At 37.6% G+C, this 23348-nt stretch carries 22 protein-coding genes; 9 read left to right on the forward strand and 13 right to left on the reverse strand.

Annotation, left to right across the window (positions count from 1 at the left end; all coding sequences use genetic code 11):
• The first annotated feature begins 22 nt into the window (after positions 1 to 22).
• Positions 23 to 532 (forward strand): phosphate-starvation-inducible protein PsiE, encoded by a 510-nt coding sequence (locus tag FTT91_RS02790; RefSeq protein WP_004975036.1) that lies wholly within the window; start codon positions 23 to 25, stop codon positions 530 to 532.
• A 78-nt stretch (positions 533 to 610) separates the two neighbouring features.
• Here FTT91_RS02790 and FTT91_RS02795 read toward each other — a convergent pair whose 3' ends face one another.
• Positions 611 to 1081, reverse strand: coding sequence for an RcnB family protein (locus FTT91_RS02795; RefSeq protein ID WP_180168932.1), 471 nt, complete (start codon positions 1079 to 1081; stop codon positions 611 to 613).
• A 179-nt stretch (positions 1082 to 1260) separates the two neighbouring features.
• Between FTT91_RS02795 and FTT91_RS02800 the strand changes: the two genes are divergently transcribed.
• Positions 1261 to 1713 (forward strand): hypothetical protein, encoded by a 453-nt coding sequence (locus tag FTT91_RS02800; RefSeq protein WP_004975032.1) that lies wholly within the window; start codon positions 1261 to 1263, stop codon positions 1711 to 1713.
• A 68-nt stretch (positions 1714 to 1781) separates the two neighbouring features.
• Here FTT91_RS02800 and FTT91_RS02805 read toward each other — a convergent pair whose 3' ends face one another.
• Entirely contained in the window at positions 1782 to 3245 is a 1464-nt protein-coding gene (locus tag FTT91_RS02805; RefSeq protein ID WP_180168933.1) for a phospholipase D family protein, read from the reverse strand.
• 105 nt (positions 3246 to 3350) lie between these two features.
• Positions 3351 to 5492, reverse strand: coding sequence for a zinc piracy TonB-dependent receptor ZnuD (znuD, locus tag FTT91_RS02810; RefSeq protein WP_180168934.1), 2142 nt, complete (start codon positions 5490 to 5492; stop codon positions 3351 to 3353).
• Between the two features lie 148 nt (positions 5493 to 5640).
• Between znuD and FTT91_RS02815 the strand changes: the two genes are divergently transcribed.
• From FTT91_RS02815 to FTT91_RS02835, 5 genes are all read left to right on the forward strand, one after another.
• Positions 5641 to 6405: a DUF4184 family protein gene (locus FTT91_RS02815; RefSeq protein ID WP_180168935.1), complete on the forward strand. Its 765-nt coding sequence runs from the start codon at positions 5641 to 5643 to the stop codon at positions 6403 to 6405.
• Positions 6406 to 6600: 195 nt separating this feature from the next.
• Complete coding sequence (gene aspS / locus FTT91_RS02820; RefSeq protein ID WP_180168936.1) at positions 6601 to 8385, forward strand: aspartate--tRNA ligase; 1785 nt, start codon at positions 6601 to 6603, stop codon at positions 8383 to 8385.
• A 115-nt stretch (positions 8386 to 8500) separates the two neighbouring features.
• Positions 8501 to 8716: a hypothetical protein gene (locus tag FTT91_RS02825; RefSeq protein WP_180095283.1), complete on the forward strand. Its 216-nt coding sequence runs from the start codon at positions 8501 to 8503 to the stop codon at positions 8714 to 8716.
• Positions 8717 to 8787: 71 nt separating this feature from the next.
• Positions 8788 to 9693, forward strand: coding sequence for a glycosyltransferase family 2 protein (locus FTT91_RS02830; protein ID WP_180095286.1), 906 nt, complete (start codon positions 8788 to 8790; stop codon positions 9691 to 9693).
• A gap of 29 nt (positions 9694 to 9722) precedes the next feature.
• Positions 9723 to 10496, forward strand: a complete 774-nt coding sequence (locus FTT91_RS02835; protein ID WP_180095289.1) for a glycosyltransferase family 32 protein — start codon at positions 9723 to 9725, stop codon at positions 10494 to 10496.
• 1 nt (position 10497) lies between these two features.
• Here the strand turns inward: FTT91_RS02835 and wecB are convergent, their stop codons facing one another.
• On the reverse strand, positions 10498 to 11619 hold the full coding sequence (gene wecB, locus FTT91_RS02840; RefSeq protein WP_180095292.1) for a non-hydrolyzing UDP-N-acetylglucosamine 2-epimerase: 1122 nt from the start codon (positions 11617 to 11619) through the stop codon (positions 10498 to 10500).
• Between the two features lie 14 nt (positions 11620 to 11633).
• The gene (locus FTT91_RS02845) at positions 11634 to 12395 is read right to left on the reverse strand and encodes a glycosyltransferase family 25 protein (RefSeq protein ID WP_180095295.1); all 762 of its coding nucleotides are present in this window, start codon (positions 12393 to 12395) and stop codon (positions 11634 to 11636) included.
• Positions 12396 to 12473: 78 nt separating this feature from the next.
• Between FTT91_RS02845 and FTT91_RS02850 the strand changes: the two genes are divergently transcribed.
• Positions 12474 to 13358 (forward strand): hypothetical protein, encoded by an 885-nt coding sequence (locus FTT91_RS02850; protein WP_180168937.1) that lies wholly within the window; start codon positions 12474 to 12476, stop codon positions 13356 to 13358.
• Between the two features lie 15 nt (positions 13359 to 13373).
• Here FTT91_RS02850 and FTT91_RS02855 read toward each other — a convergent pair whose 3' ends face one another.
• The 5 genes from FTT91_RS02855 to FTT91_RS02875 all read right to left on the reverse strand — a co-directional run bounded on the left by FTT91_RS02855 (position 13374) and on the right by FTT91_RS02875 (position 17956).
• Entirely contained in the window at positions 13374 to 14405 is a 1032-nt protein-coding gene (locus tag FTT91_RS02855; protein WP_180009014.1) for a glycosyltransferase, read from the reverse strand.
• On the reverse strand, positions 14402 to 15172 hold the full coding sequence (locus tag FTT91_RS02860; RefSeq protein WP_178318719.1) for a glycosyltransferase family 2 protein: 771 nt from the start codon (positions 15170 to 15172) through the stop codon (positions 14402 to 14404). The genes FTT91_RS02855 and FTT91_RS02860 overlap by 4 nt, the downstream gene beginning before the upstream one ends.
• Positions 15169 to 15921 carry a polysaccharide deacetylase family protein gene (locus FTT91_RS02865; protein ID WP_180009012.1) on the reverse strand — a complete coding sequence of 251 codons (753 nt, stop codon included), beginning with the start codon at positions 15919 to 15921 and terminating at the stop codon, positions 15169 to 15171. The genes FTT91_RS02860 and FTT91_RS02865 overlap by 4 nt, the downstream gene beginning before the upstream one ends.
• On the reverse strand, positions 15921 to 16949 hold the full coding sequence (locus FTT91_RS02870) for a glycosyltransferase (RefSeq protein ID WP_180043948.1): 1029 nt from the start codon (positions 16947 to 16949) through the stop codon (positions 15921 to 15923). Before FTT91_RS02870 ends, FTT91_RS02865 begins: the two co-directional genes overlap by 1 nt.
• A 116-nt stretch (positions 16950 to 17065) precedes the next feature.
• Positions 17066 to 17956 (reverse strand): mitochondrial fission ELM1 family protein, encoded by an 891-nt coding sequence (locus FTT91_RS02875; protein WP_180168938.1) that lies wholly within the window; start codon positions 17954 to 17956, stop codon positions 17066 to 17068.
• 177 nt (positions 17957 to 18133) lie between these two features.
• On the opposite strand from FTT91_RS02875, the gene FTT91_RS02880 reads away from it, so the two are divergent.
• Positions 18134 to 19303, forward strand: coding sequence for a nucleotide sugar dehydrogenase (locus tag FTT91_RS02880; protein ID WP_180009006.1), 1170 nt, complete (start codon positions 18134 to 18136; stop codon positions 19301 to 19303).
• A 57-nt stretch (positions 19304 to 19360) separates the two neighbouring features.
• On the opposite strand, the gene ilvC is transcribed toward FTT91_RS02880, so the two are convergent.
• The 3 genes from ilvC to FTT91_RS02895 form a co-directional block, all read right to left on the reverse strand.
• Positions 19361 to 20377, reverse strand: a complete 1017-nt coding sequence (gene ilvC, locus FTT91_RS02885) for a ketol-acid reductoisomerase (protein ID WP_004974988.1) — start codon at positions 20375 to 20377, stop codon at positions 19361 to 19363.
• A gap of 124 nt (positions 20378 to 20501) precedes the next feature.
• A complete protein-coding gene (gene ilvN / locus FTT91_RS02890) occupies positions 20502 to 20993 on the reverse strand; it encodes an acetolactate synthase small subunit (protein WP_004974986.1) in 492 nt (163 codons plus the stop codon).
• Entirely contained in the window at positions 20990 to 22717 is a 1728-nt protein-coding gene (locus tag FTT91_RS02895; RefSeq protein ID WP_096902629.1) for an acetolactate synthase 3 large subunit, read from the reverse strand. The genes ilvN and FTT91_RS02895 overlap by 4 nt, the downstream gene beginning before the upstream one ends.
• Positions 22718 to 23348 lie beyond the last annotated feature (631 nt).

A 23348-nucleotide genomic window follows, 5' to 3' on the forward strand; every position in this document is an offset into this window, starting at 1 on the left:
CATACTCAAACAGGAGGTGAAAATGGCAGTACGTCGTTCAAAAATAGATAAAAATATTCAAGCAGTTGAAAGCCTATTAGACAAATATGGCAATTGGGCTGTAGAAAGTTTTCATTATCTTGCGCTCTTTATCATTGGCTGTATGGTCATTTGGTCTGCTGGACATACGGTAATTGATATTTTCACCATCAAACAATATGCCACTATTGATGACATCTTATTGCTTTTTATCTATTTAGAACTAGGTGCAATGGTGGGTATTTATTTTAAAACCAATCACATGCCTGTGCGTTTTTTAATTTATATTGCCATTACCGCACTAACCCGTTTGCTAATTTCAGATATTCAACACGACCATAAAGCTGATCTCGACTTAGTGATTATTACTGGTTCAATTTTAATTTTAGCCGCTGCAATTTTAGTGGTGCGTTTTGCATCTTGGCATTACCCTTCCGTTATTCGAGACAAGCACAGTGAAAAGCCTTTAGCACAAGGCAAAACCCCTCGCCCAGAAGATGATGAATTGGCGTAAAAATCTAAAATAGGTCAAAAAAATGCTTCTAGATACTCAATATCTAGAAGCATTGATGTCTATGATTTCACTTTTTTCTCAACGATTTGCCACCAACACATAACGCCCATGTTCAAAAATCCAGTACATACCTCGTGGCGGAGCGGGTAAACCCAAGTGCTGCCAGTCAGTCACCACACGATAGGTCGAACTTTCAATATGTGCACTACTCGGCTCACCATTTACCCAACTGTAGCTTTGGTGGTTATATTGCACGGTACTTGGCGCATTGTATTGAATATTGATGCCACTACGAATGGTTGGCTGCCCCCACTGCGGTACAGGTCGTTGATGGTATGGATAATGTGGTGGATAGGAATAAGGTTGCTGTGAATAATAAGGTCGATGCTGCGGATAAGCAGGACGATGCTGTGGCGAATAAGGACGATGCTGATCACGCTGTGTATTGACGCCTGTATAACCTGCCCAGCGATTGGTTTCTGCCAAGCTCTGCATCGACACACCTAAAAATAGCATGCCACTCAATGCAGTTAAAATCGCCACTTTCATATCTAGCACTCCTATTTTCATATTTTTATTCTAAGCTCAAATTAAGGATAAACAATGAATAAAAAATCAGCAATTTTAAACTTTCGTCTCCGCAGATTTCACCGACACGGCTCGCCATTTATGAAATATCTCCAACCCCTATGCTAAGATACATTTTTTTTGAAATTGGATGAAACCTCGTGCCTGAATTAAATTTTGACCGCCTTCATCAGTTTTTCTGCAAAGTTCCGAGTGTACAGCAAGCCCGTGTAGACGCTTATGGTTCAGACGGTCAGCATGCATGGTGGTTCAAATTTCAAATTGATGTAGAACATCCGTTAGCATGGCAAACTGTGCAGGAATTGGGACATGTGCTGAATTATATTTCCAGAGATGAGCGCTTGCCGACTCAATTCTTACCTGTTTCACCGCCACCGTATATGAATGGTGAAGCCAAAGATTTTTTATCGTGGGTGATTCAATGTAACCATCCAGAATTTAGCCCAGATGTGGTTTGTGACTGGCTAGAAGCGCGTTTACCGAATCCTGTAGATGATGAAGCGCAATGGAAAATCAAAACCGATATTGCCGAGTTAGATCAAATGAGTGATAAAGATTTGGATGAAATGGTGCCGCCAAATCCTGTAAAGTAATATTCGGCTCAAAAAAATCCCTCTTTCAATAAGAGGGATTTTTGAGTTCAAGGCATACAATTAAAAAATCAAAAGGTCGATAAACCACTCCATTCCATAAAGCGATACAGCGCATATTTCCACTTCGACTCATCGGCATAAACCGCATAATCCACACTCATATTTTTACCCTCAAGGTTTGACCATGCGGTATTAAAATAGTGTTGAGCATCCTGAAATACAGGGTCTTGCACCTGTCCGACCACACGCAAGTTGCTTTCTAAATTATAGTTTTTAAAATTACGTGCGGTGAAATTAGCAGAACCTAAAATCAACTCAGCCTGTGTGGCATTCGATTTCATCAGCATTTTATTGTGGCATTGCTCACCTTGGGTATTACACCAACGTACCTTCACCCCTGCAGCATGTAATTCTGCCGCCACCTGTCGGTTTGGAATACCATTTTTTTCACGACCAAAGGCATCTTTATTCGGATCTAACAACACCCGTACCTGTACACCACGTTGCTGTGCAGCAATCAGTGCCTTGATGATTTGTCGCTCCGATAAATAGAACATTGCCAAATCCAGATGTTCTTGCGCTTTTGTCTGCTGAATCAGTGTCAAACTGGCCTCTAAAATGGCTTGTTCAGTGATGACTTGCACTTGAGGATAAGACGAATCTGCCTCAAACTCCCCCACAATCACCCCAGACAGATTACCCTGCGACATACGCGCGACGGCTTGTTCTGTTTTCAACACATCTACTGCAGTATTGCCCGTCACCAATAACGCGCTGTTAGAATGACGTGAACTGCCATCATGTGGATTAAACGACGTGACCAATGCTTTCCAGCCTTCGGCGGTATCGACCACCATGGTTTTACGATGATTAGCTTTAAAATTAAGCAAGCTGAAATAACTACGTAAGGTAATTTTATCTTTACCGAAAGGACTGGGTAGCCAACCCTTTTCGGCATTATTTGGAATGCCCTGACAGCAGAGATACCAAAACCCCGACCACAAAGGATTCGATGCGCGCAGCGGGGTTAAATCTGTTTCAATCACATCAATACCTGCCTGACGCAATTGACGATAATGTTCAGGTGCAATGCCACCATATACCGAATTAATGGGATCAGTAATGACTTTGATTTCAATATTTGGCTGCAGCTGACGTTTATGAATTAAAGCATCGGTGAGTTGCTGTGTCAGTGGTTGATACTGCTGTTTAGATGTTCCCACTTCAGGATTAAACAAGAACATATCCAATACAATGGTGCTTTGTGCTGCATCAACCAGCTCTAAAATTTCATTAAAAATTTGATGCTGTTGTTGCTGAACACCTTGCGCGTCGATATAGGTCTGATCGGCAATAAATTTAATAGGCGCATGACGTAACTTTCCAGTGTAATTCAGCCCTTCGGGCAATGGTTTTAAGCTGTGGTAGGTCGCAGACGCCAAATAACCTAAAGCCAGAAAACTTATAATAAGTCCCACATACGCCCGAGGCGACCAATTCAATTTTTGATGAATTCGCTGAAAGATACGCATAACAAAAAACCTAGTCCGATGCGCTCAGACTAGGTTTAATTGTTTGGATTTTCAAGAGGATTTCTGTGTTTTCACGCAGACATCCTGCTCAAGGCAAATTGAATTTTAGAAGCCAAATTCCACGCCAACTGTAAAGTTACGACCCACCTGTGGAATATTCGACAAGAAAGAGCTGTGCGAATACACCTCATCATCTAGCAAGTTGTTGGCTTTAAAATATACACGGTAATCTTGTTTGTTGGCATAGTTGCCCGCATAAGCCACACCAACATTGACCATATTATAGCCTGCTGTTTCTTGCTCTAAATAAGCAACCTTGTCTTGTTTGAAGACACGGTAGTATTCCGCCATACCCGACCAACCATCGGCAAAGTTGGCATCTACTTTAGTCCCCAAACGCCCTGCAGGTACACGCGGTGCATTTTGATTGTCAATCTCACCACGGACATAATCACCAAATACACTGAGTTTATAATCTGGGCTGATCTGATAACCTAGCTTGGCTTCTGTGCCATAAAACTTGGCTTTGTCTTGTTGATAATCAATTAAACGGAAAGTTTCCTTATGGTCAGTAGTTGCACCATAAATATAATTATCAAACCAGTTGTGATAGACATGCAACGAATAATCCAGTTTGTCAGCTTCATAGTGCAAACCAAGTTCTAAATTATTCGACTTTTCCACATCTAAATTCGCATTTCCACGCTCATAAGTGTTTGTTGCAAAGTGGATGCCATTTGCATAAAGCTCTTGCGCCAACGGTAAACGCTGTTGGTGTGAGCCTGTAAGGGATAGTTTATAGTTCGGTGCAAACTGCCAGTTGGCTGCTGCAGAAGCAGATACGCCTGTATCTGAATAATCTTTTAGCTCTGCATCGACATCAATTTTTTGATGTTCAACCCGTGCACCGAGTTCAACATGCACATCGCCAAATTGTTTATGCTCTAAACCGAACAAACTATATTTTTGAGTTTTGGTATCAGGCATAGGCACGGTTTCGTGAGAATGATCGCCGTGTTGTTCTACTTGTCCAGTTAAATCAATTTTTTGCTGACTATACTGTGTACCAAACACACCCTCCCAACCTGCAACAGGTTGATGAACCAACTCTAAACGCGCATCGTAGCCTTTACTTCTAAAGTTACTGATAACTTTATTTTCTTCTAATTCATCATGTTCATAATCAGTAAAGCTGGCGTGCGCACGTAGTTTATCAAAACCTGCAAAAGGCTGATCAAGCTCGGTACGTAAATCATAACGATGTGATTCTAGATCAACCCATGGGCCACCATGTGCATGTTCTTCAACAGCATTTGGATCTGATTGTGATGCAGGGTCATGACTTCCGCAATGCAATTTATTTCCATGTGGATGGCAATCATGATACTCATGACTATGCCCAGGCAAACCATATTTGTCCTGACGGTTACTGTATGACACACCTACAAAACCACGATCATGAATCCATGATCCACCAATATTCACCGTTTGTCCTTCGGCAAATGTATTGTCTACACGACGTTCTTTTACCAACTCTTCATGTTCATGTGTATGGGTTGAGCCATCTGGTTCAACATGTACTTCTGTATGATGATGCTCTACCCAATAATTTGGAGTGATGTAATCATTGGCTTTACGTTTTGAACCTTCAATACGCAGCGCAAATTGATCACTGAGTGCTGCAGTTACCCCCGCACTCACTAGCTTTTCATCGCTACCTGTGTTGTAACGTAAACCTACCTGTCCTTCTAAACCATTATTTGGCATTTGAGTTGGAATTTTTTGATCGGTCACATTAACTAAGCCACCAACCGTTCCTGCACCATAAAGTAATGTTGATGGGCCACGAATAATTTCAACTTGTTTGGCTAAAATCGGATCTACAGTGATAGCATGGTCAGGTGAAAGTGTAGAAACATCGGCAGTTTCTGAAGCATGTTGCAACACTTTAACCCGTGGGCCATCTTGTCCACGAATCACAGGGCGGCTAGAACCTGAGCCATATTGATTGGAATATACACCTAGCTCATCTGCCATCGCATCACCAATGGTGGTACTGCGCTCTGCCAAAGTTTTCTGATCAATCACATGATCTGCCACTGCAAAATCTGCTGCAGTTTGCACCAAAGGATGTGCTTGTAGCTGAATAGTTTCCAGTTGTGTACTACTGCTTTCAGTATTGGCGAATGCTGCAGGTGTCAGCACTGAAAAAATGGAAAGTGTTATTAAATTTTTATGGAACGACATGACCCATGCTCAAATTAGCAAAAATAATTAATGTTATAATATAACATTTCATTAACATTGCAATAAAAAACATTGTTATTCTGTATTCTCAATTAAGCTGTTCATCACAATTTATTCTGATTTTTTATATTCTTTACTTTAAATTTGTATGCCCTTTACGCTCTCACATGCGGTACTTGCCCCACCACTCGCCAAGCTTTCAGGACAACGTCTGCCCATCGCTGCACTCGCTATAGGTACGATGTTGCCAGATTTACACCGTCTGTTTACTTTGCGTCATGATCCCACTCCACATTTATGGTCAGCATTGCTGTATCCAAATTTATTATTGGGTCTTGTCTTTTGTGCGCTGTGGTATTTACTCTATCGCCCTGCATTGTATCGCTTTGTGGGCGTGCATCACCCGTTAAATCTAAACACGATAAAATCTGTACTTGGGTTTGTATGTGGCTTGATTCTGGCCTTACTGATTGGCAATGCCACCCATTTAATTTGGGATGGTTTAACCCATCACGACTTTCGTAGTTTTGCCTTTCAGGATTTTTTAGCGCAATCGGTACAATTAGACACAGGTATTTATCCGATGCATCGCATACTGCAAATTGGTAGTTCTATTTTGGCGCTGCCTTTTTTGTTATGTATGAGCCTGCATTATTATCGCAAGCATCGACAGGTCAGTTCTGTAAGCACTAAAATTCGCGTTTATGCCATCGCTCTCATTCTCTTGTCGATTGTATGTGGTGGTTTTTCACTTTGGGATTATGCGCGTTATATCCCCGATGCGACCTGGCAAGCCGAACTATATTATTTTACGGGACGTGCCATCAATGAGTTTAGCCAAGGTACGTTACTTATGTTGAGTTTGGGCTGCCTGCTATTTCTGATTTTAGATTTTCAAGGGCGAATAGAATAAACGCCCTAGCGCCCTACTTTCGCTTTCATCTGCCTACATTCTTCAGTTTCAAGCAGATTCCCGCTAAAAACCCACTGTTTTTGCAGTAGGTTCTTGTCGCCACATGCCCAAAGAGGCATAATCCTACCTTTGCTAAAGGCGGTGCGCTGTTTACGTATTCGCTTCCTTAACCCATATAGTTGGATTTTTAACGCTATGATGCGAACTCATTATTGCGGTTCTTTAACCGAAGCTCAAATTGATCAAACCGTGACCCTGTGTGGCTGGGTACACCGTCGTCGTGACCACGGTGGTGTAATTTTCCTAGACATGCGTGACCGCGATGGTCTTGTGCAAGTCGTAATTGACCCAGACACTCCAGAAGCATTTGCAACTGCAGACAAAGCACGTTCAGAATTTGTATTAAAAATCACAGGTCGTGTACGTCGTCGCTATGCAGGCACAGAAAATGCTAATATGGTCAGTGGACAAATTGAAGTTTTAGGCAAGGAAATTGAAGTTCTTGCAGCATCTGAAACGCCTCCGTTCCCATTGAACGATGAAAATACCAACATTTCAGAAGAAATTCGTTTGAAATACCGTTTCTTGGACATCCGTCGTCCAGAAATGTTAGATCGCTTACGTTTCCGTTCTAAAGTCACCAACCTAATTCGTAACTATTTAGACGATCATGGTTTCTTGGATGTTGAAACACCAATTTTAACACGTGCAACGCCTGAAGGTGCGCGTGACTATTTAGTACCAAGCCGTGTATCTAACGGTAGCTTCTATGCCCTGCCACAATCTCCACAATTATTTAAACAATTGTTGATGGTGGGCGGTATTGACCGTTACTACCAAATCGCTAAATGTTTCCGTGATGAAGATTTACGTGCAGACCGTCAGCCAGAATTTACTCAAATCGACATTGAAACATCGTTCATGAGTGACGATGACATTATGGATTTGATGGAAGGCATGACCGTGAAGATGTTCGATGAACTTCTAGGCGTGAAATTCGACAAATTCCAACGTATGCCGTATTCAGAAGCAATGCGTGATTATGCATCTGACAAACCAGACTTGCGTATCTCACTGAAATTGGTAGACGTTGCAGACTTGATGCAAGACGTTGAGTTCAAAGTATTTGCTGGTCCAGCGAAAGATCCGAAAGGTCGTATTGTTGCACTTCGTGTGCCTGGTGCGGGTTCATTGCCACGTAGCGCGATTGATGAATACACCAAATTTGTAGGCATCTATGGTGCAAAAGGTTTGGCGTATATTAAAGTCAATGAACTTGAAAAAGGCATCGAAGGTTTACAATCTCCTATCGTGAAATTTATTGAGCCAATCGTGCTTGATTTATTAAAACGTGTAGGCGCTGAAAATGGCGACATCGTATTCTTTGGTGCAGATAAAGCCAAAGTGGTAAACGATGCAATGGGCGCACTCCGTGTCAAAATCGGTCACGATTTGAACCTTGCAACCTGCGAATGGGCACCGCTTTGGGTCGTTGATTTCCCAATGTTTGAAGAAACAGATGATGGTAAATGGACCTCTGTGCATCACCCATTCACATTACCAAAATCAAGCGTTGAAGATGTGAAGAGCAACCCAGGTGAAGCTTTATCTGTTGCGTATGACATGGTATTGAACGGTACCGAAATTGGTGGTGGTTCACTGCGTATTTATACTTTAGAAATGCAAAAAGCGATTTTTGAAGCTTTAGGTATTGAAGAAGAAGAAGCTGAAGAGAAATTCAGCTTCTTACTGAATGCGTTGAAATACGGTGCGCCTCCGCACGGTGGTTTGGCATTTGGTTTAGACCGTTTGGTGATGTTGATGACAGGCGCATCGTCTATTCGTGATGTAATTGCCTTCCCGAAAACTAAGACAGCTGAATGTCCATTGACTCAAGCACCAGCACCAGTTGAAGCGACTCAATTGCGTGATTTGGGTATTCGTTTACGTGAAAAACCAAAAGCAGAATCTCAAGAATAAGTTTTGAGAATGTGAGAAGAACCCTGCAAATTTGCAGGGTTTTTTTATGAATTGAGATATGGGCTAGCTAGTGGCATAATAGCGCTTCGTTTTGAATTTTAAGTTGAGCGTTACTATGGCTATGCGTCCTGCAGTTCGTAATCGTGGCATTATGCTTATTGTATTTGCTGTCGCTCAATGGTTATTCATGCGTTATATTCTGGCCAATAACCTGTTTGCCTTAGACACCAATGACCGTATTTTGTACTTTAGCTTAAGTTCTATTGGCGGTGCATTTGTGATTTTTGTGGGACTAATTTATATGGTGTTGGCGGGGAATGCGGATAAATAAAACTATTAATTTGTAAGCGTCTTGAGTATATTTAATTGAAAATCTCAAAAAAACCTCTGATCTCAATAATTATGCCCACATATAATTGCGAGAATTATATAGAAAAATCTATTCTTTCCGTTATTAACCAAACATACAAAAAATGGGAGTTAATCATTATTAATGATGGCTCAACAGATAACACATTAAAAATTTGTCAAAAATATTCAAAAAAAAACCCTAAAATAAAAGTTTATACACAAACTAATAGTGGGGTTTCATATTCAAGAAATAGAGGAATAAATATATGTAACGGGGACTATATATCTTTTTTAGATTCCGATGATACCTATCATCAAGATTTTTTACGCAAATTACTAAATTCAGTACAAACAAAAAATATTCTGTATGATGCTAGTTATTGTGGTTTTAATCGATACATTAATAATCATTTCTCTAATACAAGTCAAATTTTTCAAAAAAATGGAAATATAATTTATGATTACTTAAACTTCTTAAAGAAACAAAAACATATTTTATCAATTTGTTCAGTATTAATAAGCTCTTCATTTTTAAAACATAATAATATTAAGTTTAACAATGGAAAAACTAATGGTGAAGACACAGCTTTTTTAATAAAACTACTCGCTCTTGCCAATGTAAATGCTTGTCCAGAAAATTTATTTGAGTATCGTTTAGGTCGAGTTGACTCTGCAACAAATAACCCTTCTGAAAAGGCAGCCATTTCAATTCTTGAAAGCTATACAGAGGCTCGTGACTTTCTATCAAAAATTAAAGAAAATACGAATATTTTAACTTCAATTGATGACTTAACAAATAAAGAATTTCAATATTGGTTATACTACTCTATAAAAAAAAGAAATGTAAAATTATTCAATGAACTAAAAAAATACAATAAAAAATCTATAATCCTTCCATGGTTTTTTTATAAAATAATACGCCCATACATAAAGCTATATTTAAAATTTAAGTTATAATATTTTAAATTCTATAAAAGGTTTTAAATATGATTCCACGTATAATACATTACTGTTGGTTTGGTCCTAACAAAATACCTGATCAATTACTTCAATATATGCAGTCATGGAAGGTATTCTGTCCTGATTACGAAATCAAAATTTGGAATGAAAGTTCATTTGATGTAAATAGCCATCCTTTTACAAAGACAGCGTATGAAAAAAAGAAGTATGCTTATGTATCTGATTACGTAAGAGCTTATGCTCTTAAAAATTATGGTGGAATATATCTCGATACCGATGTTGAATTAAAAGAAAGTCTAGATGTATTTTTACATCATCAAGCATTCTCTGGATTTGAAAATAAAGGAGCACCTTTTACTGCTGTTTGGGGAGCAATAGCAAATCACAGCTTAACTGATACTGTATTAAGCTATTATGATAATCGAATATATACTGAAAAAGAAAATACAAACACCTATTCAATATCTGAGATTTTAAAAAATCAGTTTCTTATCGACCCATTAAAAAATATATTACAAATAGGGAGTGATACAAAAAATACTATTCATATATATCCATCAACACATTTTTGTTTAGACTTACCTAAAAATTTTGCAACACATCATTTTTATGGCTCATGGTTACCCAATAAAGTAAGAAGCTACAAAGAAAATACAGCAGAAAATTACTTTAATGAGCAAATTGAGTCATCAAATAACATTATTCACAATAAAGATTTTCTCAAAATTATAGCAAAAAAAGCTACACTTAGAGACATTCTAAATCTGATACGTTATTTTATAAAATATAAGTTTCAATAACTTATATTTTATATTTTTCGACTAAAATATTTTTTATTTTTAGACTAGCATTTCCATCACCATATGGATTATTAGCATTTGCCATTTTCCTATATAATTGCTTATTATCCAATAAACTCTGAACAGCAAGTTTAATAGAGCTTTCATCAGTTCCTACCAACTTGACAGTACCAGCATTTACAGCCTCTTGTCTTTCTGTTGTATTCCGCATAACTAGAACAGGTATACCAAGACTAGGGGCTTCCTCTTGAATTCCTCCCGAATCAGTCAAAATAATATAGCTATTTTTCATTAAATTAACGAACTCCAAGTAAGCTTGTGGAGGTAAAAGAATAATATTATTTATATTTTTCAAGATTTCAAAAACAATATTTTTAACATTAGGATTCAAGTGTACAGGATAAATAAACTCTATTTCAGGATTATTTAATGCTAAACTTTTTATAGCAGAACATATATTTATAAAACCTTGACCAAAATTTTCACGACGATGCCCTGTTATCAAAACTTTTTTAATGCTTGCATCCAAATTAAGTTTATTGCCATCAAAGCCTATTGGTTCAGGTAATTTTCTTATAGAAACATCAAGCAATATATCTATTACTGTATTTCCAGTTATAAAAACTTTCTCAGAACTAATTTTCTCTTTTATTAAATAGCTTGCAGCCAATTCAGTAGGAGCAAAATGTAAATTAGAAATTTTAGATATTAATTGTCTATTTCCTTCCTCAGGCCAAGGTGACTTTAAATTAAAAGTTCTTAAACCTGCTTCCACATGCCCAATATCAATCTGATTATAAAATGCAGATTGAGCAACAACAAAGGCTGATAAAGTATCACCATGTACCAATACAATATTAGGATGAAATTTTTTGTAAATATCATCCATTTTTTTTAAAATATTTGATGCAAGTAGACTAAGGCTTTGATTCTCTCTCATTAAGTCCAAATCAAAGTCAGGAATAATATTAAAAATTTCCAACACTTGATCTAACATTTCACGATGTTGTGCCGTCACCAATACCTTTACTTCAAATCTACTATCTTTTTTCAGACATTGAATTAAAGGAATCATTTTTATCGCTTCAGGACGAGTACCGAAGGAAACTAAGACTTTAATCATGAAAAAAATAACCTTTAAATTGTAAACTTTTTGAATTTAATTTTAGCAATACTCTTACGCAAATTCGTACCATATTTACTTTTGAGAAGGTCAGCAGTAGTATTTCTTTCACTTTCAATAATACTTAAACCCTGATCCCTCTCTCCTTTATCGATAACAGGATGATCAACAAGATAAGTCATTAAAATGTTAGAAGAAGTGTCAAAATCATATAGATAACTCCAATCATCTGCACGTCTAACTGGCTTATGATATTCCAATAAAGTTTTCGCCATTTTTCGATCTACGATATAAGATACTGTATAATTTACTCGATGATAAAAATCAGGAACCACCTTTAAAACTTTTTTATTTAATAGACTAAATTCGCAAAATTTCCCTCTAACTTTACGGCATTCTTTCATTTGAATACCACCAATACTTAATAGCAAATTTTTAGGCAAATCTATCTTGCTTAATCCGTCACTCAGCATTTGATATGAAAGATCATTTTTCAAAATAGCATCATCTTCTAAAATTAATGCAAACTCATCACTAGTTTCCAAGAACCTCTTTAATGCTGCCAAATGTGATAAGGTACAGCCTAACTCACCTGGTGTTAATGGCTTATCACGCCCTTTAACAGCTAATTCAAAATATTCTTTTGCGGAAAGTTCTCCCCCCTTCACCCCAACTTTTGTATATTCTAAATTTCCATTCTGAAAAAAAGACTGACATAAAAATGTATTTAGTCTTAGAGAGTTTTCTTCTTCGATACTAATAACAAAAACTTTCATACATATAAGCCAATGCTGTATTGCTGAACATAATATCTAATGTAGAATTAGATAGATAGTCTTATATATCCAATTTTTATGATGCGTACAATTTTAAAGAAATGGTATAAATTTCAACAAAACCAACAAGCAAAAAAATTTAATTCGCACTGGTATATGCGTTTTGGTTGGTTAGACGAATCCTTTAACAATCAAAAACAGCTAAAAGATCTTTTTGAAATTCATTCACCTCAAAAATTCACTTTTGCTGATTGTTTTTATGTACAAGAGAATAATCAACACTTTATATTTTTTGAAGAAGTAGATGATGTTCATCCCGTGGGCTTTTTATCAGTCCTAGAGGTTTTTAAAGATGGAAGCCACTCAAAGCCACAAACTATTTTAAAATTAGATTATCACCTATCTTATCCTTGTGTATTTAAGGTAGAAAATAACTGGTACATGATTCCTGAAACCAGTGCTAATAAAACTATTGAACTATGGAAATGTACTGATTTCCCTCTCAAATGGGAAAAACATTCAAACTTATTTGAAAATATTGATGCTGTAGATACCACTCCTCTTCATCATGACGGGATGTGGTATTTATTGACGTCCACACGTAGAAACTGCAAAAAATTTGGTGACCGTTTAGATATTTTCTTTACTGAAGATATTTTAAATCCTAACTGGCAAGAACACCCACAAAATCCAGTCTGCAAAGGTCATCAGCAATTCAGAATGGCTGGTAAGCCTTTTATTTATAAAGAAAAACTTATACGACCTAGTCAAGACTCATTAAAGCGTTATGGTGGAAATATTGAATTCAAAGAAATTCTTGAACTTAGCCCAACCTCATATAAAGAGCAACTTTTAGAAGTTGTTTTACCCACATGGAACAATAATGATGATGGTTGCCATACAATAAATGTTGAACATAATTTTGTAGTTTTAGATGCAATACGCTTATCAGTTAAAAAGTAAATAAGCCCAAAACAACTATTTTAGCAAATGCTCATAAATATTGAGCGTTTGCTGTGCCATAGCTGTAACAGTTAATTCTTGCTTTGCTTTCATAAATAAAGGGGAGAAATCTTCTTGTGCTTGTACAGTTAAAGCATTTTCTATTGCTTGTTGCAACTCTTTCGCTTGTCCAATATTTGCAAGATATGGCTCTGGCAACCATTCAATAACACCATTTACACGAGTAGATGCCATCGTTTTATTTGCTTGTAAAGCTTCAACCATCACTAATGGAAATCCTTCACGATCCGAGGACAATACAACAACATCAGCGATTTGGATTAAATCACGAGCATCTGTCCTAAAACCTAAAAAAGCAACACGATCTTGCATTTTTTGTGCTGCTGTTTGTTGTTCTAAATCTGATCGCAATGACCCATCACCAACAATAAAAAGATGTGCATCTATATTAGACATTGCGTGAAGTAGTAAACTTATATTTTTTACAGGCTCTAAACGTCCGATACACATTACTATTTTTTTAGAAGAATTTAATAAAGAATGTTGAATGTAGATTTCCGACTTTAGTTGTTGTTTTTGCTCGTCAGATAAATTTGGTTGTGTATATACCCCATTATAAACCACATACGCTTTTTCACTAGGAATTCCCTGCGTTAAAGCCTGACTAACTGCAATAACGGCATCTGCAAAAGTATAAATTGATTTGTTCTTTTTCGTACCATGGACTGTTGTTACAAATTTAACAGGTTTTAGCCATGTTCTTATTTTAGAGATCAATTCAGCAGCTTTTCCTGCTTGTGCATGTACAATATCTGGCTGAATTTTATTAATAATAGATTTTAGCTGGCAAAGTAAAAATATATTCCAACGACTACGAGAAAAATCTACAGCATGAAAACATACATGCGCATTAAATTTATCCGCGTAGCAAGGGTGTGCAATAATATGTACTTCATGTTGCTGAGATAATTCATTAACCAAGTTAAAAGTGTGTTGTTCTAAACCACCAACACCACCACTTGTTGCCAAAACTTGAACAATCTTCATAGATTATCCTGTTTATTTTTCATTTTTTGATGTTGCTCAAATAATTTAGCTTCCTTTAAAAATGCATAAAAAGCATTTACCATGCTGTTTACAAAGCCTCTCCACCCATTTAAGCAGCTACGTCTAATAAAATAAGACTTTATAAAAGTAAGAGGCATAACTAAAACCAACTTTAATAAACTCGGCACTTTACCTTTTTGGTATTTTTCTTGTGCTTTTAATTCAGAATATTGATTATTCTTTTCAACTTTAACAAAAATACTTGATTCACCATAATGGTAAATATCACCTTCTGCACGAACACTCTGACCATCTACAATCACATTTTCATGCACTTTATTTTCCAAGTCATATCGCCCTTTAGATTTACGAAAAAAACGTACCTTGGCATGCTTTTTTGTATATTTACTATTGGGAACACCTAAAAACACATCGTTAATTGGTGTAATTAAAGCATCCAATTGATTACTTTGTATCGTTTGCTCAATTTCAGCTTTTAATTCAGAAGATAAAACTTCATCACCATCTAAATTTAAAACCCAATCATTTTTACATTGCGCTAAAGCTAAGCTTTTTTGACCCGCATACCCCTGCCAATCTTGATGAGAAATTCGCGTATTGGGAAATGATTCTGCAATAGCATAAGTAAGATCTGTACTGCCTGAGTCTAAAATAATGACCTCTGAAAAGTCTTTTACACTTTCCAGTGTACTCTCAAGCCATTCAGCACAATTTAAGGTTACGATATAAACACTACACGGAATCATAATTTATAACGTCCTTTGGCTAAAGCAATACGCATTTGCAAAGCATTCATTGCGCCATGTGTACTGACACGTGGAATATTAAATTGGTTAGTTTCTGTATAAGCTTCTACTTTTTTACGTGTAGATACAGCATTTTTAAAACCAATTTTTTTTGCCATTTGTTGATGTTTGTCATTAAAACGCCCAAATGGATAAGCAAAGCTTGGACATTTCCCTACTAAAACTTCTACATCTTTTTTTGATGCCTGCATTTCTGCAAATGCTTCCTCATCAGATAATTTCAACAAATTTACATGATGCTGAGTATGTGCACCAAACTCAATTAAGCCCGAAGCTGACATTTCTTGAATTTGTGCTGTATCTAACTTCTCAATACCTTCAATTTGTGTTGCTAAATAAATTGTTGCTTTCGCATTATATTTTTTGAGTAAAGGAAATGCATATTGGTAGTTATCCTGAAAGCCATCATCAAATGACAGGGCAAAAACATTACTCTGCCCCTCATACTGGTCAAGTTCGGAAACGAAACAAAAAACAGCCTGTTTTTTTACCAAATACTGCAACAACTGTTCAAATTTAGCCGGTGGCATATTCATACCTGAAGCTTCTGCATGGGGAGTTACTTGATGCAACATCACAATACGTGGCAATTTCGCACTGCGTAATGGTAACCAAAAGGTATAATTACCTAATAAGTAAAGTATTGCAGCAAAAACAATTAAACCAAGTACCACATAAATAAACCACATTAGATATACACCTCATGTGCCCACTCATATGCTTCAGATAAAGGCTGATCAAAAGTAACTTCAAGCATAAATTGAGTAATACGTTTAGCATTAAAACTATGACGCGTTTTGCTCCAACCCAATTCTGCAATTTTTCTTGCCTCATCAGGATGATCTGCATAGTACTTAATTTTTTCAGCTAAATCATTTTGGTCGTTAAAATAGACAATTTCTTGTTCACTATACAGTTTTTCAAAATCAGGGATACGAGGGCTAAAAGTCAATAGGCCATTACCCGTTAACTGCACAATACGATCTGAACTGTATAAAGTTACATCGTTTTTACGTGAATAATTTAACCCCATACGCGCTTCTGAAAGCACTTTATAATAACCTTTTCCATACACGCCAGCTTGCTCAAAACAACCATAATATTGGTATTTCAATGAATGTGCTTGGAGAGTATTTGCCAAGTCTTTCAAAAATTTTTCACGTTCTGGCTCTTTATAAACAACACCACAGAATATAAATTCTTTATCAATATTTGTAGATTCAAATTGTTTTAGTATTTCAACATTTGAATGCCCGACGTTAGGAAAATAAGCTACTTTTAAATTTGGCTGTTTCAATTTTTGAAGATATTCTCCACCAGTCGTACAAAAAATAGCATCTAAATATGGAGAAAATTCACGAACAAAACCAAGTTTTTGCTCCAAATACAAAGGATCAACATACCAAAATGCAATTTTTGTCTTTGGGAATTGTTGCTTTATCTCTTTTAACACCGTTGGACTCATTAAATCGCTATGTCCAATCAAAACTAGATCTGGTTCTAAATTAGAAACTATTTTAAGAACTTCTTTATTTGCCCAATTTGCCCCTAATTTTTTTGTTTTAAAAATAGTTCCCATTCTAGCCATATCACGAAAACTAAAGTCATATACAAAATGACCATTTTCAATCAAACCCGCAGAAATCTTACGGTCAGTACAATAAAAATGAGAACCTTGTTTGTTAAACCCAAAATTTGCAATATGTAATATTTTCATAAATCACTCAAGAAACAAATGAATGTTCCATTTATAGATTGGTATATTTTAATCATTGTTAAAAAAGAATAATAGGATATAAACTAGTCCATCATAAAAATTTAAACAACTACATCTCATTTACCTAGCATCCTATTCGCCACACGCTCAGCTTCTTTAAAAGCAGTAGTAGAATATAATTCAGCAATTTGTCTAGCATTCGATACAAGTTTCTGATCAATCAAATGCTGTACCGAACGCGTGATACGATCCTCTTTCGCTCGATCTATCTGAATAAGCCCCACTTTACAGCCTGCGGTGAGTGCCTCGTATATCATAGATACACTATCTTCAGTCACCCATACAGCTTCCGCTTTTTGCATCTCTTCAAAAATCCAACCCTGCGGCGTTTCTTCAACTGGAAAAATTTGTAGTCGTGAAGCAAAACTTTGCTGAGCCAATGTCGCTAAAAAATCTGCAGGTGTACGCCTAGAACTCGTCAAAATAATCTCACACTGCATATTCTGCTGCACGATCTGCCCAATCGCAGACAACACCTTATCTGCATTCCATACATGCCGTTTAGATGAACCACCTAATGCGATCAAAATACGGTTTGCTATGTGTCGCTGCTCATTTTCAATTGGATTCAGCGCACCTTTTGTAACAATCACATTGCCCTGTTTAGCAACACCATCATGTTCAGGAATAACCACATGATCAAACCAAGATAATGGAAAATTGGGTTTCATTAAAATCACGGTTTTCGCTTGCGGAAAAACCTTGCCCATCAAAAAAACACGTAATTGCGTATGACTGCCTACCCCAACAATATAATCTGGTGGCTGCGATACTGCTGCAAGTTTTTGTTTCTTATATGCGGCCAACAAACTCAACAATGGTAAATGATCAATCGAAATTTCTTCAAAAGTGAACTCAATATGTGTTTGCTTTTGCATTGCCTTAAAAAGACCTAATGCCTGAGAGCGATGACCTGCCTTGCCATCACTCACATATACAATATGCATATTCACCCACCAGATCTAAAGCAAGAATCGCATTATTTTACTCTATCAAAGCATTTAAAGTAAGCAAAGCTACATCTCCTCAATGACTCGAAATATAAACTTCATTGAACTGTCACAAGGCTTGAATAAATTTTCACCACATTAAAAACATATAAATAATAAGAAATTTGATTGAATATGAAAATCGCAATTGCAGGTACAGGTTACGTCGGTTTATCTAATGCCATGATTTTTGCTCAACATCATCAGGTCGTGGCCTACGATCTTCAAGCAGAAAAAATTAAACTACTCAATCAACGCATCTCACCCATTCGCGACCAAGAAATTTCTGAATTTTTAACAAAATCAGAATTAAATTTTCAAGCCACTCATTGCAAAATCGATGCCTATCAACATGCCGATTTTGTGATTATTGCCACCCCTACCGATTATGACCCAGAAACCAATTACTTCAATACACAAAGTGTTGAAGCGGTCATTCAAGATGTATTGGCGATTAATCCTTTGGCAACCATGGTGATTAAATCCACTGTACCTGTAGGTTTTACCCAACACATCAAACAAAAATATCACACCGAAAATATTATTTTTTCACCTGAATTTTTGCGCGAAGGTAAAGCGCTACATGACAACCTTTATCCTTCGCGGATTATTGTGGGTGAAAAATCAGAACGTGCCAAACTTTTTGCGAATATGCTGTTAGAAGGCTCAATCATAAAAGACTGTCCAGTGCTGTTTACCGAAGCTACCGAAGCCGAAGCGATTAAGCTATTCGCCAATACTTTTCTGGCGATGCGTGTCGCTTATTTCAATGAGTTAGATACCTATGCTCAAATCTACAACCTAGACACACGTCAAATTATTGATGGTGTCTGTTTAGACTCACGTATTGGTCAGTTTTACAATAACCCATCCTTCGGTTATGGCGGATATTGCTTACCCAAAGACACCAAACAATTACTGGCAAACTATGCTCAAGTTCCAAGCAACTTGATTAAAGCCGTGGTAGATGCCAATCAAACCCGTCAAGAATTTATTGCAGAATCCATTCGCAAACAGCAACCCAAAGTGGTTGGGATTTATCGCCTGACCATGAAAAGTGGTTCAGATAATTTTCGTGCCTCTGCTATACAAGGCGTGATGCAATATCTGAAAGCCTATGGCATAAAAGTGATTATTTATGAACCCGAATTAGATCAGAAAAAGTTTTTAAATTCCAAAGTGATTCACGATTTAGCCGAGTTTAAACAACGTGCTGATTTAATTGTCTGTAACCGTAAATGTTCATTACTTCATGATGTGCAAAACAAGGTGTATACGCGCGACGTATTTGGGATGGATGATTAAATAAAAACCCACTCAAATTGAGTGGGTTTTCGCATTCAAATCGACTGATTCGAGAAATTAGTTTTTCTCTTTATCTACAATCTTGTTCGCTTGAATCCAAGGCATCATTGCACGTAATTTGTTACCCGTAACTTCGATACCATGCGCCGCATTTTGACGACGACGAGCTGTCATTGATGGGTAGTTCAACGCACCTTCTTGGATGAACATTTTCGCATATTCACCAGATTGAATACGTTTAAGTGCATTGCGCATTGCTTCACGAGACTGTTCGTTAATCACTTCAGTACCCGTTACATACTCGCCATATTCAGCGTTGTTAGATACTGAATAGTTCATGTCAGCGATACCGCCTTCGAACATCAAGTCAACGATCAATTTAAGCTCGTGTAAGCATTCGAAGTAAGCCATTTCTGGTGCATAACCAGCTTCAACAAGAGTTTCGAAGCCCATTTTAACCAATTCAACAGCACCACCACAAAGAACTGCTTGCTCACCAAATAAGTCAGTTTCAGTTTCTTCACGGAAAGAAGTTTCGATGATACCTGTACGACCACCACCTACACCTGAAGCGTAAGAAAGTGCAACGTTACGTGCATTACCAGAAGCATCTTGATGAATCGCGATAAGATCAGGAACACCTGAACCACGTTGGAATTCAGAACGTACAGTGTGACCAGGTGCTTTAGGTGCAACCATGATTACATCTAAGTCTGCACGTGGAACAACTTGGTTATAAAGTACAGAGAAGCCGTGAGCAAATGCTAAAGTTGCGCCTTGCTTGATATTTGGCTCGATTACGTCACGATAAAGTTGTGATTGGAACTCATCTGGAGTCAAAATCATAACTAAGTCAGCTTGAGCAACAGCAGCAGGAACTTCAGAAACTTTAAGACCCGAATTTTCAGCTTTTTTCCAAGAAGCAGAACCAGCACGTAAACCTACAGTTACGTCAACACCTGAATCTTTAAGGTTAAGCGCGTGCGCGTGACCTTGTGAACCGTAACCAATGATCGCTACTTTCTTAGATTGAATGATAGATAAGTCGCAGTCTTTATCGTAAAAAATTTGCATTGCTGTCTCCGCTAAAATGCTTAGGATTCCTATCTTACTCAAGTACTTGTCTATTCAGTACTTGAGCAAGCTCTCCATCCTTTGAGATGGAATGAATTCGATGAATAAAATTAACTAAATTCAGTTAAATGGTTAAAACTTTTTCGCCACGTGCAATACCAGATACACCTGAACGTACAACTTCTAAAATCGTATTTTCTGCAATCGCATCAATAAAACCGTCAAGTTTTTCAGTTGTACCCGCAAGCTGCACCGTATAAGTCGTTGGTGTGACATCCACAATTTGACCACGGAAGATGTCTGCAGTACGTTTAATTTCAGCACGTGCAGCACCCGATGCTTTGACTTTAATCAGCATCAATTCGCGTTCAATATGCGGGCCTTCTGACAGGTCGACCACTTTAACCACTTCAACCAATTTATTCAGTTGTTTGGTGATTTGCTCAATTTTATGATCATCACCATAAGTTGTAAGCGTTAAACGTGAAAGTGTTGGGTCTTCGGTTGGCGCAACGTTTAAAGTCTCAATGTTATAACCACGTTGAGAGAATAAACCCACTAAACGAGAAAGCGCACCTGATTCGTTTTCAACGAGAACGGAAATAATGTGTCTCATTCTGTGCGCTCCCCTTTACCTAACCACATATCTTTCATGGATTGACCCGCAATTTGCATCGGATAAACGTGCTCTGTACGGTCAACCATTACGTTAATGAATACGCATTTGTCATTAATCGCCATCGCTTCTGCAAGCTTAGACTCAAGCTCATCGGCATGGTTAATTTGAATACCAACGTGACCATAAGCTTCCATCAATTTAGGGAAGTCAGGCAATGAGTCAACATAAGAACTTGAGTGACGACCTTCATAATTCATATCTTGCCATTGTTTAACCATACCTAAAGCTTGGTTATTCAAGCATAAGATCTTAACGTTTAAACCATATTGCTTACAGGTAGAAAGCTCTTGGATACACATCTGAATCGATGCTTCACCCGTGATACATACAACCTGTTGATCTGGATAAGCCAGTTTAGCCGCCATAGCATACGGTAAACCTACACCCATAGTACCTAGACCACCAGAGTTCAACCATTGACGTGGACGCTTGTACTTATAGTAGTTCGCGCCAAACATTTGGTGCTGACCTACGTCAGAAGTAATGATCGCATCACCATTGGTCACTTTGTCTAAAGCTTCAACTACTTGTTGCGGCTTCATCGTGCCATCGGTTGGTTTGTCATATTTCAAACCATGAACTTTACGCCATTCATTGATCTGATTCCACCATGCAGCAATCGCTTCAGGGTTTGGCTTGGACACATTTAATTGCTTCAATTGAACCAACATTTCCTGAAGTACAGGTTCAACCGCACCTACAATTGGAATGTGTGCCATGATGGTTTTTGAAATTGTCGCAGGGTCAATGTCAATATGAATGACTTTAGCATTTGGACAGAATTTTGCAGGGTTATTGGTTACACGGTCATCAAAACGCGCACCAATACACAAAATCACATCGGCATTGTGCATGGTCATGTTGGCTTCATACGTACCATGCATGCCCAACATACCAATAAATTGTGGATCATTACCCGGGAACGCGCCCAAGCCCATTAATGTATTGGTTACAGGGAAGCCCAAGATGTGTGCAAGTTCAGTCAATTGCTCAGAAGCATTGCCTTGTACAACACCACCGCCTGAATAAATCACAGGACGTTTGGCATTTAATAGCTCATCAATTGCTTTGCGAATTTGACCTGAGTGACCACGATGCGGCGGTTGATACGAACGCATCTTCACTTTTTCTGGGTATTCGTAAGCAAATTTTTCTGCTGGGTTGGTTGCATCCTTAGGAATATCAACCACCACAGGACCAGGACGACCTGAAGATGCAATATAGAATGCCTTCTTAATCACTGAAGGAATTTCGCTTGCATGACGCACTTGGAAACTGTGTTTTACAATCGGACGTGAAATACCCACCATATCGGTTTCTTGGAAGGCATCTTCACCAATTAAGTGTGTTGCAACCTGACCAGACAAAATCACCATTGGGATTGAGTCCATATAAGCCGTTGCAATTGGAGTTACCGTGTTGGTTGCACCAGGACCTGAAGTCACCAGCACCACACCAGTTTTACCTGTTACGCGCGAGTAGGCATCTGCCATATGACCAGCAGCTTGCTCATGGCGCACAAGGTAATGATTAATTTTGTCTTGTTGAAAGAACGCATCGTAAATATGAAGTACTGCGCCGCCTGGGTATCCAAAAACATGCTCAACGCCTTCGTCCGCCAATGCGCGAACGAGCATTTCACCACCAGATAAAAGTTCCAACGTGATTCACCCTAGTCTTGTCACTGCAAAATGGGAGACACCTGCAGTGTTTTGTTCATTAATTCCTGCACTGTTATAGCACACATATTTCATAGTTTTCATGGCAATAGGAAAAATTTCTGATCTGATTACCGTATAAGCAATATGAGATCTAAAACGTGTTGGGGTAAACACATTTTATAAGCTTTGTTCAGCTTCTCGGCTAGAGAAGTTGCCCATTGCATGACATGACACTTATTCGAAGGGTGATCGATCTAAGGCACATAAAACTAAAGTGTGCATTTTTGTAGTTTACCCGACTAAAGTCAAGTTTAAAAATCGGCTTTTTCTGCTTTATTTATAAACTGGGTATTTTTTACGCTTTGTGTCATCCATCACAATTTAATCCCAAGTCCAATATTTCCATATAAAACAAATAATTTCAGAGATTTGCTGAGTTTTTTATAATTTTTTCATATCACATACATAAAAATAAAGAATGAATTAAAAAATATATAAATCGCTTGGTTATGATTCACCAACGCATTTCAGCTTATTTTAACTTGCAAATAGACAAGTCAATGCTCCAATTTTAAATAGGCGATATTGCAGATAAAAATCATCAAAAAATTGTCAATAAATCCTAGCTTCA

The organism is Acinetobacter sp. YH12021, assembly GCF_013420145.1.
Taxonomy (GTDB): domain Bacteria; phylum Pseudomonadota; class Gammaproteobacteria; order Pseudomonadales; family Moraxellaceae; genus Acinetobacter; species Acinetobacter towneri.

What these genes read in the sequence shown, in the direction of transcription:
- FTT91_RS02790 (WP_004975036.1), top strand. Translation starts at nt 23, where the DNA reads ATGGCAGTACGTCGTTCAAAAATAGATAAAAATATTCAAGCAGTTGAA.
- FTT91_RS02795 (WP_180168932.1), bottom strand. Translation starts at nt 1,081, where the DNA reads ATGAAAGTGGCGATTTTAACTGCATTGAGTGGCATGCTATTTTTAGGT.
- FTT91_RS02805 (WP_180168933.1), bottom strand. Translation starts at nt 3,245, where the DNA reads ATGCGTATCTTTCAGCGAATTCATCAAAAATTGAATTGGTCGCCTCGG.
- znuD (WP_180168934.1), bottom strand. Translation starts at nt 5,492, where the DNA reads ATGTCGTTCCATAAAAATTTAATAACACTTTCCATTTTTTCAGTGCTG.
- FTT91_RS02815 (WP_180168935.1), top strand. Translation starts at nt 5,641, where the DNA reads ATGCCCTTTACGCTCTCACATGCGGTACTTGCCCCACCACTCGCCAAG.
- aspS (WP_180168936.1), top strand. Translation starts at nt 6,601, where the DNA reads ATGATGCGAACTCATTATTGCGGTTCTTTAACCGAAGCTCAAATTGAT.
- FTT91_RS02825 (WP_180095283.1), top strand. Translation starts at nt 8,501, where the DNA reads ATGGCTATGCGTCCTGCAGTTCGTAATCGTGGCATTATGCTTATTGTA.
- FTT91_RS02830 (WP_180095286.1), top strand. Translation starts at nt 8,788, where the DNA reads ATGCCCACATATAATTGCGAGAATTATATAGAAAAATCTATTCTTTCC.
- FTT91_RS02835 (WP_180095289.1), top strand. Translation starts at nt 9,723, where the DNA reads ATGATTCCACGTATAATACATTACTGTTGGTTTGGTCCTAACAAAATA.
- wecB (WP_180095292.1), bottom strand. Translation starts at nt 11,619, where the DNA reads ATGATTAAAGTCTTAGTTTCCTTCGGTACTCGTCCTGAAGCGATAAAA.
- FTT91_RS02845 (WP_180095295.1), bottom strand. Translation starts at nt 12,395, where the DNA reads ATGAAAGTTTTTGTTATTAGTATCGAAGAAGAAAACTCTCTAAGACTA.
- FTT91_RS02850 (WP_180168937.1), top strand. Translation starts at nt 12,474, where the DNA reads ATGATGCGTACAATTTTAAAGAAATGGTATAAATTTCAACAAAACCAA.
- FTT91_RS02855 (WP_180009014.1), bottom strand. Translation starts at nt 14,405, where the DNA reads ATGAAGATTGTTCAAGTTTTGGCAACAAGTGGTGGTGTTGGTGGTTTA.
- FTT91_RS02860 (WP_178318719.1), bottom strand. Translation starts at nt 15,172, where the DNA reads ATGATTCCGTGTAGTGTTTATATCGTAACCTTAAATTGTGCTGAATGG.
- FTT91_RS02865 (WP_180009012.1), bottom strand. Translation starts at nt 15,921, where the DNA reads ATGTGGTTTATTTATGTGGTACTTGGTTTAATTGTTTTTGCTGCAATA.
- FTT91_RS02870 (WP_180043948.1), bottom strand. Translation starts at nt 16,949, where the DNA reads ATGAAAATATTACATATTGCAAATTTTGGGTTTAACAAACAAGGTTCT.
- FTT91_RS02875 (WP_180168938.1), bottom strand. Translation starts at nt 17,956, where the DNA reads ATGCATATTGTATATGTGAGTGATGGCAAGGCAGGTCATCGCTCTCAG.
- FTT91_RS02880 (WP_180009006.1), top strand. Translation starts at nt 18,134, where the DNA reads ATGAAAATCGCAATTGCAGGTACAGGTTACGTCGGTTTATCTAATGCC.
- ilvC (WP_004974988.1), bottom strand. Translation starts at nt 20,377, where the DNA reads ATGCAAATTTTTTACGATAAAGACTGCGACTTATCTATCATTCAATCT.
- ilvN (WP_004974986.1), bottom strand. Translation starts at nt 20,993, where the DNA reads ATGAGACACATTATTTCCGTTCTCGTTGAAAACGAATCAGGTGCGCTT.